Origin of the sequence: Pseudoduganella sp. UC29_71 (genome assembly GCF_042693265.1) — a bacterium.
In the GTDB taxonomy this organism is placed as follows: Bacteria; Pseudomonadota; Gammaproteobacteria; order Burkholderiales; family Burkholderiaceae_D; genus Rugamonas.
Window position 1 is genome coordinate 1,331,191 of the sequence record NZ_CP170549.1, and the last position, 12,831, is coordinate 1,344,021.

10 protein-coding genes are annotated in these 12,831 nt (G+C 66.8%); 7 read left to right on the plus strand and 3 right to left on the minus strand.

What is annotated here, in order from left to right; translation table 11 throughout:
- Positions 1-16 precede the first annotated feature (16 nt).
- The 4 genes from ACFJI2_RS05960 (at position 17) to ACFJI2_RS05975 (ending at position 5,856) form a co-directional block, all read left to right on the plus strand.
- Positions 17-3,655: a hydantoinase B/oxoprolinase family protein gene (locus ACFJI2_RS05960; RefSeq protein WP_377704193.1), complete on the plus strand. Its 3,639-nt coding sequence runs from the start codon at positions 17-19 to the stop codon at positions 3,653-3,655.
- 97 nt (positions 3,656-3,752) lie between these two features.
- Positions 3,753-4,808: a porin gene (locus tag ACFJI2_RS05965; RefSeq protein WP_377704194.1), complete on the plus strand. Its 1,056-nt coding sequence runs from the start codon at positions 3,753-3,755 to the stop codon at positions 4,806-4,808.
- 8 nt (positions 4,809-4,816) lie between these two features.
- The gene (locus ACFJI2_RS05970; protein WP_377704195.1) at positions 4,817-5,392 is read left to right on the plus strand and encodes a hypothetical protein; all 576 of its coding nucleotides are present in this window, start codon (positions 4,817-4,819) and stop codon (positions 5,390-5,392) included.
- Entirely contained in the window at positions 5,389-5,856 is a 468-nt protein-coding gene (locus ACFJI2_RS05975; protein WP_377704196.1) for a cache domain-containing protein, read from the plus strand. Before ACFJI2_RS05970 ends, ACFJI2_RS05975 begins: the two co-directional genes overlap by 4 nt.
- Positions 5,857-5,863: 7 nt before the next feature.
- On the opposite strand, the gene ACFJI2_RS05980 is transcribed toward ACFJI2_RS05975, so the two are convergent.
- Positions 5,864-6,343: a GNAT family N-acetyltransferase gene (locus ACFJI2_RS05980; protein ID WP_377704197.1), complete on the minus strand. Its 480-nt coding sequence runs from the start codon at positions 6,341-6,343 to the stop codon at positions 5,864-5,866.
- A gap of 15 nt (positions 6,344-6,358) precedes the next feature.
- Positions 6,359-8,527 (minus strand): methionine--tRNA ligase, encoded by a 2,169-nt coding sequence (metG, locus tag ACFJI2_RS05985; RefSeq protein WP_377704198.1) that lies wholly within the window; start codon positions 8,525-8,527, stop codon positions 6,359-6,361.
- 133 nt (positions 8,528-8,660) lie between these two features.
- On the opposite strand from metG, the gene apbC reads away from it, so the two are divergent.
- The 3 genes from apbC to ACFJI2_RS06000 are packed head-to-tail and all read left to right on the plus strand — an operon-like array spanning position 8,661 to position 11,265.
- Entirely contained in the window at positions 8,661-9,749 is a 1,089-nt protein-coding gene (gene apbC, locus ACFJI2_RS05990; RefSeq protein ID WP_377704199.1) for an iron-sulfur cluster carrier protein ApbC, read from the plus strand.
- Positions 9,742-10,848 (plus strand): WD40/YVTN/BNR-like repeat-containing protein, encoded by a 1,107-nt coding sequence (locus ACFJI2_RS05995; protein WP_377704200.1) that lies wholly within the window; start codon positions 9,742-9,744, stop codon positions 10,846-10,848. Before apbC ends, ACFJI2_RS05995 begins: the two co-directional genes overlap by 8 nt.
- 18 nt (positions 10,849-10,866) lie before the next feature.
- Positions 10,867-11,265: a DUF4399 domain-containing protein gene (locus ACFJI2_RS06000; protein WP_377704201.1), complete on the plus strand. Its 399-nt coding sequence runs from the start codon at positions 10,867-10,869 to the stop codon at positions 11,263-11,265.
- An 84-nt stretch (positions 11,266-11,349) separates the two neighbouring features.
- Here ACFJI2_RS06000 and ACFJI2_RS06005 read toward each other — a convergent pair whose 3' ends face one another.
- On the minus strand, positions 11,350-12,804 hold the full coding sequence (locus ACFJI2_RS06005; RefSeq protein WP_377704202.1) for a serine hydrolase domain-containing protein: 1,455 nt from the start codon (positions 12,802-12,804) through the stop codon (positions 11,350-11,352).
- Positions 12,805-12,831: the final 27 nt, after the last annotated feature.

The following is a 12,831-nucleotide window of genomic DNA, read 5'->3' on the forward strand; positions in this document are numbered from 1 at the left end:
AAATAGAGGCAATACCATGAAAAACGACATCCCCGCTCAACAACTTCGCTGGCAGTTCTGGGTAGACCGCGGCGGCACCTTCACCGACATCGTGGCGCGCCGCCCGGACGGCAAGCTGGTGACCCACAAGCTGCTGTCCGAATACCCTGAGCGCTACGACGACGCCGTCACCCAGGGCATGCGCGACCTGCTGGGCCTGAAAACCGGCGACCCGCTGCCGGCCGAGCAGATCGAAGTGATCAAGATGGGCACCACCGTGGCCACCAACGCGCTGCTGGAGCGCAAGGGCGCGCGCACAGCGCTGGCCATCACGCGCGGCTTCGCCGACCAGCTGCGCATCGGCTACCAGGACCGCCCCGACATCTTCGCCATGCGCATCGAGCTGCCGGACCTGATCTACGAGCAGGTGATCGAGATCGACGAGCGCATCGGCGCGCACGGCGAGGTGTTGCAGGCCCCGGACGAGGCGCTGCTGCGCCGGCAGTTCGCCGGCCTGCGCGGGCAGGGCATCGATGCGATTGCCATCGTGCTGATGCACGCCTACCGCTACCCGCAGCACGAGCAGCGCCTGCGCGTGCTGGCCGAGGAGGCGGGCTTCACGCAGATTTCGGTGAGCCACCAGGTCAGCCCGCTGATGAAGATCGTGGGCCGGGGCGACACCACGGTGGTGGACGCCTACCTGTCGCCGGTGCTGCGCGATTACGTGTCGCGGGTTTCCGCCGACACGGGCGACGTGCGCATCATGTTCATGCAGTCGAACGGCGGCCTGACGGACGCCGGCCGCTTCCAGGGCAAGGACGCCATCCTGTCCGGGCCGGCCGGCGGCATCGTCGGCGCGGTCAAGAGCTGCGAGGCGATCGGCCTGAAACAGGTGATCGGCTTCGACATGGGCGGCACCTCGACCGACGTGGCGCATTACGACGGCGCCTACGAGCGCGTGTTCGAAACCGTGGTGGCCGGCGTGCGGGTGCGCGCGCCGATGATGCACATCCATACGGTGGCGGCCGGCGGCGGCTCCATCTGCAGCTTCGAGAACGGCCGCTTCAAGGTGGGGCCGGAATCGGCGGGCGCCAATCCGGGCCCGGCCAGCTACCGCAAGGGCGGTCCGCTGACCGTCACCGACTGCAACGTGATGCTGGGCCGTATCCAGCCGGAGCACTTCCCGCACGTGTTTGGCCCCAACGGTGACCTGCCGCTGGACCGGGACGTGGTGGCGCGCGCCTTCGGCGAGCTGGCCGCGCAGATTGAGCGCGAAACCGGCACCCGCTTGTCGCCAGCCGCCGTGGCGGACGGTTTCCTGGCGGTGGCGGTGGACAATATGGCGCAGGCCATCAAGTCCATTTCCGTCGAGCGCGGCTACGACGTGAGCCGCTACGCCATGTGCTGCTTCGGCGGCGCCGGCGGGCAGCACGCCTGCCGCGTGGCCGACGTGCTGGGCATGACCAAGATCGTAATCCATCCGTTTGCGGGCGTGCTGTCGGCCTTCGGCATGGGCCTGGCGGACATCCGTGCCATGCGCGAAGGCGCGGTCGAGCAGCTGCTGACCGGAGCGGCGCTGGATGCACTGCAGCCGCGCCTGGTGGCGCTGGCCAAGGAAGCGGCCACCGAGCTGCTGGAGCAGCAGGTGGCGCAGGAAGACATCCGCGTTGAGCTGTGCGCGCGGCTGAAATACGAGGACAGCGATTCGGCCTTCGTGATACCGCTCGGTTCCGTGGAAGAGATGTCGGCGGCGTTCGCGGCGCAGTACCGCAGCCGCTTCGGCTTCGTGATGGAAGGCCAGGCGCTGGTGATCGAGTCGGTGTCGGCGGAGGCCATCGGCGCGGGCGGCGGCGCAAGCTTTGTCATCGAGGTGCCCGCTGCCGGGAGCAGCACCGTGGCGGCTGCGCCGCACCCCGGCGCCCACGCCGGCAGCCACGTGGACAGCTACGTTGACGGCCAGACCGTGCCGATCGCGCTGCACGTGCGCGCCGGGCTGCCGGTGGGCAGCCGCATTGCCGGCCCGGCCTTGATCCGCGAGCAGATCGCCACCACCGTGGTGGACGCTGGCTGGAGCGCGCGCGTGCTGCCGGACCACACGCTGCTGCTGGAGCGCGTGGCCGCCGCCGGCAGCACGCACAAGATGACCACCGCCGTGCATCCCATCCACCTGGAGATCTTCAACAACCTGTTCATGGCCATCGCCAAGCAGATGGGCACCACGCTGGAGAACACCGCCTACTCGGTGAACATGAAGGAGCGCCTGGACTTCTCCTGCGCCATCTTCGACCGGCACGGCAACCTGATCGCCAACGCGCCGCACATTCCCGTGCACCTCGGTTCGATGAGCGACAGCGTGCTGTGCGTGATCCGCGAGCACGCCGCCACCATGGCGCCCGGCGACGCCTACGTGCTCAATGTGCCCTACAACGGCGGCACCCACCTGCCGGACATCACCGTGGTGTGTCCGGTGCACGGCGACGGGCCGGAGCCGCTGTTCTACGTTGCCGCGCGCGGCCACCACGGCGACGTGGGCGGCATCACGCCCGGCTCCATGCCGCCCAACAGCACCACCATCGAGGAAGAAGGCGTCCTGCTGGACAACATCAAGATCGTGGACAAGGGCGTGTTCCTGGAGCCGCTGGTGCGCGGCCTGTTCGCCGCCGGCCCCTGGCCGAGCCGCAATATCGACCAGAACATCTCGGACCTGATCGCGCAGCTGGGCGCCTGCGAAACCGGCGCCAACGAACTGATGAAAGCCGTGGCCACCTATGGGCAGGACGTGGTGCTGGCGTACATGCAGCACGTGCAGGACAACGCCGAGGCGGCGGTGCGCAAAGCCATCGGCGGCCTGCGCGACGCCAGCTTCGCCTACGAGATGGATGACGGCGCCATCCTCAAGGTGAAGCTGACCATAGACCACGAAAGCCGCAGCGCGACGGTGGACTTCACCGGCACCAGCGAGCAGCGCCCGACCAACTTCAACGCGCCGCTGTCGGTGTGCAAGGCGGCCGTGCTGTATGTGTTCCGCACGCTGATCGACAGCGACATTCCGATGAACGAGGGCGTGCTCAAGCCGCTCAATCTCATCATCCCGGAAGGCTCCATGCTCAACCCGCGCTATCCGGCCGCGGTGGTGGCGGGCAACGTGGAAGTGTCGCAGTACGTGACCGACGCGCTGTACGGCGCGCTGGGCGTGATGTCGGCCTCGCAGGGCACCATGAACAACTTCACTTTCGGGAACGATGAGCACCAGTATTACGAGACCATCGCCGGCGGCTCCGGCGCCGGCCCGGGCTTCGACGGCACGGCCGCCGTGCAGACCCATATGACCAACTCGCGCATGACCGATCCGGAAGTGCTGGAGTGGCGCTTCCCGGTGCTGGTGGAAACCCACGCCATCCGGCGCGGCAGCGGCGGCCAGGGCGCGCACCAGGGCGGCGACGGTGCGCTGCGCCGCATCCGCTTCCTGGAAGCGATGACGGCCAACATCCTGGCTGGCCACCGCCGCATCGCGCCCTTCGGGCTGCAGGGCGGCGCGCCCGGCGCGCTGGGCCGCAATTGGGTGGAGCGCGGCGACGGCACGGTGGAGGAATTCGGCGCCACGCACACGGCCGAGATGAAGGCCGGCGACGTGTTCGCCATCGAAACGCCGGGAGGCGGCGGCTTCGGCGCCTGATCGGCATATTGCAGTGCACGGCGGGGCAGGCAGGGCTCCCTGTTCCGCCGCCGACTTCCGAGCCTATATAACAACCGGGATAAAAATGAAGAAGACTATGCTTGCGCTCATGCTGGGCGCATCGGCAGGGGCGGCTGTCGCCCAGAGCAACGTAACGGTATACGGCATTGTGGACGTGGCGCTGGTGCGCGAGAGTGGCGGCACGGCCAGCAGCACCAAGCTGACCTCCGGCGTGGAAGCCGGCTCGCGCCTCGGCTTCAAGGGCAGCGAAGACCTGGGCGGCGGCGTGTCGGCCATCTTCTTGCTGGAGAACGGCTTCCAGGCCGACACCGGCGCCATGGGGCAGGGCGGCCTGCTGTTCGGCCGCCAGGCGTATGTGGGCCTGCAAAGCAAGAGCGCCGGCACGCTGACGCTGGGCCGCCAGTACACGCCGCAGTACCTGACCGTGGCGGCAGCCGATCCCTTCGGCTCCGGCACGGCCGGCGACACCAAGAACCTGATGGCGGCCACCGGCAACGGCGCCAGCCGCATGGACAACGCCGTCAAGTACGCCTCTCCGGTGCTGGGCGGCTTCAGTGCGGAAGTGGTGTACGGCGCGGGCGAAGTGGCGGGCGACAGCAGCGCCGGCAGGCAGTTCGGTGGCGCGCTGGCCTACGCGGCCGGGCCGCTGGTGCTGCGCCTGGCGCATCACAACCGCAACAACGATACGGCTACGCTGAAGAACACCAGCAACGCGAAGAATACCGTGCTGACGGCGCTGTACGATTTCGGCGTGCTGAAGGCGCATGCCGCGTACGGCGTGGACAAGGGCTTGAACAGCGCCTTGCCGCGCAACCTGGCCAACCCCTTCGGCTACGCCGTCGCGCCCACGCCGAGCACCGACAGCAACGTGCTGCTGCTGGGCGTGTCGGTGCCGCAGGGCGCGGGCACCTGGCTGGCTTCCTGGATACGCAAGGACGACAAGACCGGCGTCAACCAGGACGCGCGGCAGCTGGCGGCAGGCTACCGCCATTACCTGTCCAAGCGCACCGACGTGTATGCGGTGTACGCAGCCATCCGCAACAGGAACGGCGCGGGCTACACAGTGGGCAGCGCCATTGAGGGCGGCAGCGGCGACCGCGCCTTCAACCTCGGCCTGCGCCACGCCTTCTAGGGGCCGCCATGCGCCAACCCGCCGATGTCATCCACCGCTACCTGATGGCGAAAGACGGCAACCGTCCGCATCTCATGTCCGGCGCCTTCAGCGAAGACGCCACGCTGGCGATGCAGGTCAACACCAGCGGCATCGCGTTCCCGCCTTTATCCTGGGGACGCGAGGCGATTGCGGACGTGCTGGTGCGCCGCTTCGGGCAAAGCTACGAGAACGTCTACACGTTTTGCCTGGCGCCGCCGCCACGGCAGGCGCTGTCCGGATTCAGCTGCGCGTGGCTGGTGGCGATGACGGACAAGGCCGGCGGCAACGTGCGCGTGGGCTGCGGGCGTTATGACTGGCGCTTCGAGGCCGGCACGGGGCTGGCCGAGCATCTCGCCATCACGGTGGAGATGATGCAGATCCTGCCGCCGGCGGCGCTGGAGCCGGTCATGCAATGGGCGGCCTCGCTGCCGTATCCATGGTGTGCGACGGCCACTGCGGTCGCCCGCGCCGGCGGCGTGGTTGGCGTGGCGCCAGTGCTGGGCTGGCTGCAGGAAATTGAAGCGCTTTTTGAAACTCAACTGACGCAAGGAGTTGAACAATGAAGAAACTGTTGAAGTACCTGGTATTGGGCTGCGCCGCGCTGATGTTCAGCGCGGGCGCGTCGGCCGCGGACAAGGGCACGGCCGACGAGGCGGTGGCAATGGTGAAGAAGGCCGGCGACTTCCTCAGGAAGCACGGCAAGGAGAAGGCCTTCGCCGAATTCAACAACCCGCAAGGCGCCTTCATCCAGAAAGACTTGTATATCTTCGCTTTCCTCGCCAATGGCGACGGCGTGGAGCAGGCCAACGGCGCGAACGTGAAGCTGGTGGGGAAGAATGTGAAGGAGATGAAGGATGCCGACGGCAAGTTCCTGATCAAAGACATCCTGGCGCAGGGCGTGGGCCAGGAGGGCAAGGGCTGGGTTGACTACAAGTGGCCCAACCCCGCCACCGGCAGCATCGACGCCAAGCGCACCTATGTGGAGCGGGTGGACGACGTGATACTCGGCTGTGGCGTCTACAAGTAAAGCGAGGTCAGTACTTCAGCTGGCGCCGCATCACGAAGGGCGCCGGCTCCAGCGGATTGGCGTGGGTGTACTCCAGTTCCTCCGCCAGCTCGAATTCGTAGGCCATGTAGAAGTCGATCAGCTTGGGCTGGTCGGCCCGCACGGCCATGCGCAGTTCTTCGATGCCGGTTTCCAGGCCGTGGTGGATCACCGCTTCCAGCAGATGCTGGGAGATGTTGTTGCCGCGCCAGGCGGGCAGCACGCCCATGCGCAGGATTTCCCAGATGTGGGATTCGGTCTCCAGCGGCAGCCAGCGCACCGAGCCCACCGGCACGTCGTCCACCAGCAAAATAAAACCGCCGCCGTCGCGCAAATGCTGCGAGACGAGAACGGCGGTTTCGCGGTGGCCACTGGAGGTGACGTTGACCTTGCCGGCCCACGCGGCGCGCGTGAGCTCGGCAATCAGTTTGGCATCGTCATCCGTTGCTTCACGTACTACGATGTTCATAGGCGGGTTCGATGGTTAGCGAATCCGCATGCCCGGTTCGGCGCCCGGCCATGGGTTCAGGATGTAGATGCCCGGATTGGCGTTTTCGTCCTGCGCCGACGCGGCCATCACCATGCCTTCCGAAATGCCGAACTTCATCTTGCGCGGCGCCAGGTTGGCCACCAGCACGGTGAGCTTGCCGATCAGGTCTTCCGGCTGGTACATCGACTTGATGCCGGAGAAGACGTTGCGGTAGCGGCTCTCGCCGGCGTCCAGCGTCAGGCGCAGCAGCTTGTCGGAACCGTCCACGTGTTCACAGTTGACGATCTTGGCGATGCGCAGGTCGACCTTCATGAAATCGTCGATCGAGATTTCCGGCGCCAGCGCTTCCACACCGTCCTTGGCCACCAGCGGCTCCAGCGGCGGCGCTTTCGGCGCCTTGGCCGGCTTGGCGGCGACGGCAGGGGCGGCGCCGGCAGCGGCGATCTGGTTCTGCGCGTCGAACAGGTCTTCGATCATCTTGGCGTCCACGCGCGTCATCAGGTGGTTGTAGGCGCCGATGGTGCGGCCCAGCATAGGCTGGAAGGCGGCGCCCGAGGCCAGCTCGGTATCGGCCCAGACCAGCTTGTCGTCGTTGAGGAAGCGGCTCACGTTGGCGGCCACGCCCGGCAAGACCGGCGACAGCAGGATGGTCAGCTGGCGGAACAGGATCAGCGCCGTGGTGCATACTTCGTGCAGCTCGTCGGCCTTGGACTCGTCCTTGGCCAGCGCCCATGGCTTGTTCTCGTCCACGTACTGGTTGGTGACGTCGGCGATTTCCATGATCTCGCGCAGCGCCTTGCCGAATTCGCGGTGCTCGAAGTTGGCCGCGATGCTGGCCTGGCGCTCGGCGCCGTCAGCGGCGGTCAGCGCGCGCTTGATCCAGCCCATGGCGTTGTCGGACAGGCTGGTGGCCAGCTTGCCGTCGAACTTCTTGTTGATGAAACCGGCGCAGCGGCTGGCAATGTTGACGTATTTGCCGATCAGGTCCGAGTTCACGCGGGCCACGAAGTCGTCGCCGGTGAAGTCCAGGTCTTCCACCTTGGAGTTGAGCTTGAAGGCGATGTAGTAGCGCAGCCACTCGGGGTTCATGCCCAGGTTCAGGTAGCGCAGCGGCGAAATGCCGGTGCCGCGCGACTTGGACATCTTCTCGTTGTTCACGGTCAGGTGGCCGTGCACATTCACTTTCAGCTTGTCGATCACCGGATGGTCGGCGAACTTCAGCATCGCAGGCCAGAACAGCAGGTGGAAGGACACGATGTCCTTGCCGATGAAGTGGATCTGCTCGGTGCCCGGGTCGTTCAGCAGGGCGTTGAAATCGATGCCCTTCTTCTCGCAGTAGTTCTTCAGGCTGGCCAGGTAGCCCACTGGCGCGTCCAGCCACACGTAGAAGAACTTGCCCGGCGCGTCCGGGATCGGGATGCCGAAGTAGGGCGCGTCGCGCGAAATATCCCAGTCGGCCAGCTTCTCGCCGGCTTCGCCCAGCCATTCGCTGACTTTGTTCACCATTTCCGGCTGCAGGCGGCCGGGCGTGTTGAGCCAGTCGCGCAGGAATTCGAAGCAGCGCGGGTCGGACAGCTTGAAGAAGTACTGCTCCGACGGCTTCAAAATGGGCGTGGCGTTGGTGAACACGGAGAACGGGTTCACCAGCTCGGTCGGCTGGTAGGCCGCGCCGCACACTTCGCAGTTGTCGCCGTACTGGTCCTTGGCGCCGCATTTCGGGCATTCGCCCTTGATGTTGCGGTCGGCCAGGAACATGCCCTTCACCGGGTCGAAGAAGCGGTCCACGATCTTGGTGGCGATCAGGCCGGTGTCGCGCAGCTTGCGGTAGATGCCCTGGGACAGCTCCACGTTTTCCGGCGAATCGGTCGAGTACCAGTTGTCAAAAGCGATATGGAAGCCATCCAGGTACTGGGCGCGGCCGGCGGCGATCTTGGCCACGAATTCCTGCGGCGTGATGCCTTCCTTCTCGGCGGCGATCATGATGGGCGTGCCGTGGGTGTCGTCGGCGCCGACAAAGTGCACCTCGCGCAAACCGCCGCCTTCGCGCTGCATTCGCTGGAAACGGACCCAGATGTCGGCCTGGATGTACTCCATCATATGGCCGATGTGGAAGGCAGCGTTAGCGTAGGGCAGGGCAGTAGTGACGAACAGCTTGCGGGTCATGATTGATGCACTTTGTTGGTGGGAAAAAGAGCATTTTACCAGCGCTGGCCGCTCATGCGCACCGCGACGGCGGCGGCACGCTGTTTTTCTGTCTATTTTGCGCTAGACTGCGGGATCACTTACGGAGATTCAGATGAGCATCACGGTAGAAGACGTCAAAGCAGCATTGTCTAAAGTTACAGACCCGAACACGGGCAAGGATTACTGCACCTCGAAGGAAGTGCGCAACTTGAAAGTGGAGGGCGCCGACGTTTCCTTCGACATCGAGCTGGGCTACCCGGCCAAGAGCCAGGTGGAAGCCATCCGCGCCAGCGTGACCGGCGCCGTGGCGGCGCTGCCGGGCGTGGGCAAGGTGTCCGCTAATGTATACAGCAAGATCATTTCGCACACGGTGCAGCGCGGCCTGAAGCTGATGCCCAACGTGAAGAACATCATCGCGGTGGCCTCGGGCAAGGGCGGTGTTGGCAAATCGACCACGGCGGTGAACCTGGCGCTGGCGCTGGCGGCCGAGGGCGCGTCGGTGGGCGTGCTGGACGCGGACATTTATGGCCCGTCGCAGCCGATGATGCTGGGCATTAACGGCCGTCCGGAGAGCAAGGACGGCAAAACCATGGAGCCGCTGGAAAACCACGGCGTGCAGGTGTCGTCGATCGGCTTCATGATCGATCCGGACGAGCCCATGGTGTGGCGCGGCCCGATGGTCACGCAGGCGCTGCAGCAGCTGCTGGAGCAGACCAACTGGCGCGACCTGGACTACCTGGTGGTGGACATGCCGCCGGGCACGGGCGACATCCAGCTGACCTTGTCGCAGAAGGTGCCGGTCACTGGCGCGGTCATCGTCACCACGCCGCAGGACATCGCGCTGCTGGACGCGCGCAAGGGCTTGAAAATGTTCGAGAAGGTGGGCATCCCCATCCTGGGCGTGGTGGAGAACATGAGCACGCACATCTGCTCGAACTGCGGCCACGAGGAGCATATCTTCGGCCACGGCGGCGGCGCCAAGATGTGCGCCGACTTCGGCGCCGAGTACCTCGGCTCGCTGCCGCTGACCATGGCCATCCGCGAGCAGACCGATTCGGGCAAGCCTACCGTGGCGGCCGAGCCGGACGGTCCGGTTGCCGTCATCTACAAGGAAATCGCCCGCAAGATCGCGGTCAAAGTGGCGGAAAAGGCGAAGGACATGACCAGCAAGTTCCCCAGCATCGTGGTCAAGAATGACTAAGCGCGCGGCTGCGGCCCTGCTGCTGGCCGCTTCGGCCGGCGCGGCCCTGGCGCAGCAGGCGCCGGGGTTGCCTCCGCCGCCGCTGTCGGCCGTGGGGCAGGCGCTGGTGCAGGTGTCCGGCTGGCAGTTGCAGGCCAGCGGCACGACTGCTGAACTGCGCGGCCTGTCGGTGGTGAACGACACGGTGGCCTGGGCCAGCGGCGCCAAGGGCACGGTGCTGCGCACGGTGGACGGCTTCACCTGGACCCAGCTGGCGGTGCCCGATGCGGGCGCGCTGGATTTCCGCGACATCCACGCGGTGGACGCCAACACTGCCGTGGTCATGAGCGCCGGCCCTGGCGCGGCGTCGCGCATCTACCGCACCACCGACGGCGGCGCGAGCTGGAAGCTGCAGGCGTCCAATCCGGACGCTGAGGGTTTCTGGGACGCGATCGCGTTCTGGGACGCAAGGCACGGCATCATGTTCGGCGACCCGGTGCAAGGCGCCTTCCAGGTGCTGCTGACGGAAGACGGCGGCGCCACCTGGCAGCCGGTGTCCGACCCGAAAGGGCTGGCATCGCTGCCCAGCGAGGGCGCGTTCGCGGCGAGCGGCACTTGCCTGACGGTGGCCGGCAGCGGCGACGCCTGGTTCGCCACCGGCGGCGCGGAAAACGCGCGCGTGTTCCATTCGTCCGACCGTGGCCGCAGCTGGCGCGCCGCGGCCGTGCCTATCCCGGCCGGCGCGCCGGCGCGCGGCATTTTCTCGGTGGGCTTCCGCGATGGCCGCGTGGGCCTGGCGGCGGGCGGCGACTACAAGGAAACCTCGATGGCGACCGTGAACGGCGCCCGCAGCGAGGACGGCGGCGCCACCTGGACCACCGCGCCCATCCTGCCGACCGGTTATATGTCGGTGGTGATGCCGGTGCGCGGCGCGCCGGATGCCTTTGTGGCGGCAGGGCTGGCGGGGTCCGGCTACAGCACCGACGGCGGCAAGAACTGGACTGTGCTGGACCGCACGCCGATCAATACCGTGGGCTTCGCTTCGCCCGCCGTGGGCTGGGCAGTGGGGCCGAAAGGGCTGGTGATGAAGTATGCAGGGCCGATCCTCGGCAAGAAATAATCAACGACTGGAGGAATCATGCAGAACATCCTGAAGCGCGCCGGGGCGGCGCTGGCACTGGGCGGCATCGTCCTTGGCGCGTCGGCGCAGACCGTTTCTTTCGCCGAACCGGCGGACGGCGCGGTGGTCAGCAGCCCGTTCAAGGTGAAGTTCGCGGTCAGCGGCATGGAGGTCAAGCCGGCGGGCGAGATGGCGGCCAACACCGGGCACCACCATCTGATTATTAACGGCGCGAGCATCAAGGAGGGGGAGTCGGTGCCGTTCGACGACACCCATCTGCATTTCGGCAAGGGCCAGACCGAAACCGAGGTGAAGCTGCCGCCGGGTAAATATAAGCTGACCATGCAGTTTGCCAACGGGGCGCACCAGTCTTATGGGCCGGGGGCCAGCAAGACCATCGAGGTTACGGTCAAGTAAGCGGCGGTGCCGGCGGGTTACGGCGCTGCGCGCCTAACCCGCCCTACGATGATACGGTGTGGCGTCACGCGCTTTTTTCCGTGCCTACTCTTTCGCGCGGGTAAACGGCATGTCGAACGAGCCGCTGACAAGGCGGCCGCCGTCCCTGCCGGTGAATTGCAGTTCGGCTTCGCTGGACTGCACGAAATAGCTGCCGCTCGGCGCTGCCAGCAAGGTTTCGCTGGCGCCTTCTTGCAGATCCACTACCAGCCCATTGCCTGCGCGGCGGATGGTGAAATCGCCAGCGCCCGCAATCACGTAGCGGCCCGGCACGGTGGCCAGCGCCTCCGCCGTGAGCGGCACGTTGCGGCGTACCTTGGCGCCCATGGTGGGCCAGCCGTATTCGGCCGCCACCGCGCGCACCAGTTCCCCCGCCAGTTCGTCGCCGCCGTCGCCGTTGGTCATCACCACGATGCCGTCGCCGCGCTCCGTGTAGGCTGCCATGCGCGCGCGGTAGCCCGCGTTGGAGCCGCCGTGGCCGAAGCTTTGTGTCTGGCCGTCGCCGTCGATGCCCAGGCCGAGGCCGTAGTTTTGCAGCACCGGCGTCAGCATCAGGTGCGTCATCGCCTGCGACAGCACCGCGTTGGACTGGCCCGCTGCGGCGCGCCGCGTTTCTATGGCGAACTTGGCCAGGTCGGACGGCGTGGTCCACAGGCCCGCCGCCGCCTGCTCGGGATAAGTGTGCGGGCCGCCCGGGATCGGTTTGCCGCTGCGGTCGTGCGGCAGCGCGGCGCGCGGCAGCAGGGACGGCGGCAGCGGCTGGGCGAAGGTGCTGTCGGTCATGGCCAATGGCTTGAGCACCTTGTCCTGCATCAGCTCGGCGAATGGCGTCTTGCTGCGCTCCATCATCACGTACTGTGCCACCTCGTAGCCGCCGCCCGAGTAGCGCCAGCGGCTGCCGGGGCGCGAACTGACGTGCACGCCGCCGGTGTTGGCAGGCTTGGCGCCGTTCAGCAGCTGCACCAGCGTCGGCACCGGCGCGCCGGCCGCGTAGCCGGGGAAGCCGTGCACCGTGGTGCCGGCCGTGTGCGACAGCAGCTGGCGCAGCGTGACGGGGTTGTTGTCCGCATCCTTGGGCAGCTTCCACAGGCCGGTGTAGCTGTTCACATCGCGGTCCAGTTCCAGTTTGCCTTCCTCCACCATCTTCAGCGCGCCCATGGCGGCCACCGGCTTGCTGATGGAGGCGGCCTGGAACAGCGTGGAAACCGTGACCGCCGCGCCGCCCGGCGTAACGGTGCCGTAGCCCTTGGCCCATTCGACTTCGCCGCCGTGGATCACGGCAATGCTCACGCCCGGCACGCCCAGGCGCGCCATTTCGTCGGCCAGCTTGCGCCGGGCCGGCGGCGCGCCTTCCAGCGTGATGGCGGGCAGCAGGCCCTGCTCCACGCGGGCGATGCGCTGGTCGAGGCCGTCATCGGCGGCAAATGCGGTGGCGGCGGTCAGCGCGGGCAGGGCGGACAGCAGTCCGATGGCGGCGTACAGGCGGGTGCGTGGGTGCAAGGCTGGCTCCTTAGTATTGGTGTGGTT

What these genes read in the sequence shown, in the direction of transcription:
- ACFJI2_RS05960 (WP_377704193.1), top strand. Translation starts at nt 17, where the DNA reads ATGAAAAACGACATCCCCGCTCAACAACTTCGCTGGCAGTTCTGGGTA.
- ACFJI2_RS05965 (WP_377704194.1), top strand. Translation starts at nt 3,753, where the DNA reads ATGCTTGCGCTCATGCTGGGCGCATCGGCAGGGGCGGCTGTCGCCCAG.
- ACFJI2_RS05970 (WP_377704195.1), top strand. Translation starts at nt 4,817, where the DNA reads ATGCGCCAACCCGCCGATGTCATCCACCGCTACCTGATGGCGAAAGAC.
- ACFJI2_RS05975 (WP_377704196.1), top strand. Translation starts at nt 5,389, where the DNA reads ATGAAGAAACTGTTGAAGTACCTGGTATTGGGCTGCGCCGCGCTGATG.
- ACFJI2_RS05980 (WP_377704197.1), bottom strand. Translation starts at nt 6,343, where the DNA reads ATGAACATCGTAGTACGTGAAGCAACGGATGACGATGCCAAACTGATT.
- metG (WP_377704198.1), bottom strand. Translation starts at nt 8,527, where the DNA reads ATGACCCGCAAGCTGTTCGTCACTACTGCCCTGCCCTACGCTAACGCT.
- apbC (WP_377704199.1), top strand. Translation starts at nt 8,661, where the DNA reads ATGAGCATCACGGTAGAAGACGTCAAAGCAGCATTGTCTAAAGTTACA.
- ACFJI2_RS05995 (WP_377704200.1), top strand. Translation starts at nt 9,742, where the DNA reads ATGACTAAGCGCGCGGCTGCGGCCCTGCTGCTGGCCGCTTCGGCCGGC.
- ACFJI2_RS06000 (WP_377704201.1), top strand. Translation starts at nt 10,867, where the DNA reads ATGCAGAACATCCTGAAGCGCGCCGGGGCGGCGCTGGCACTGGGCGGC.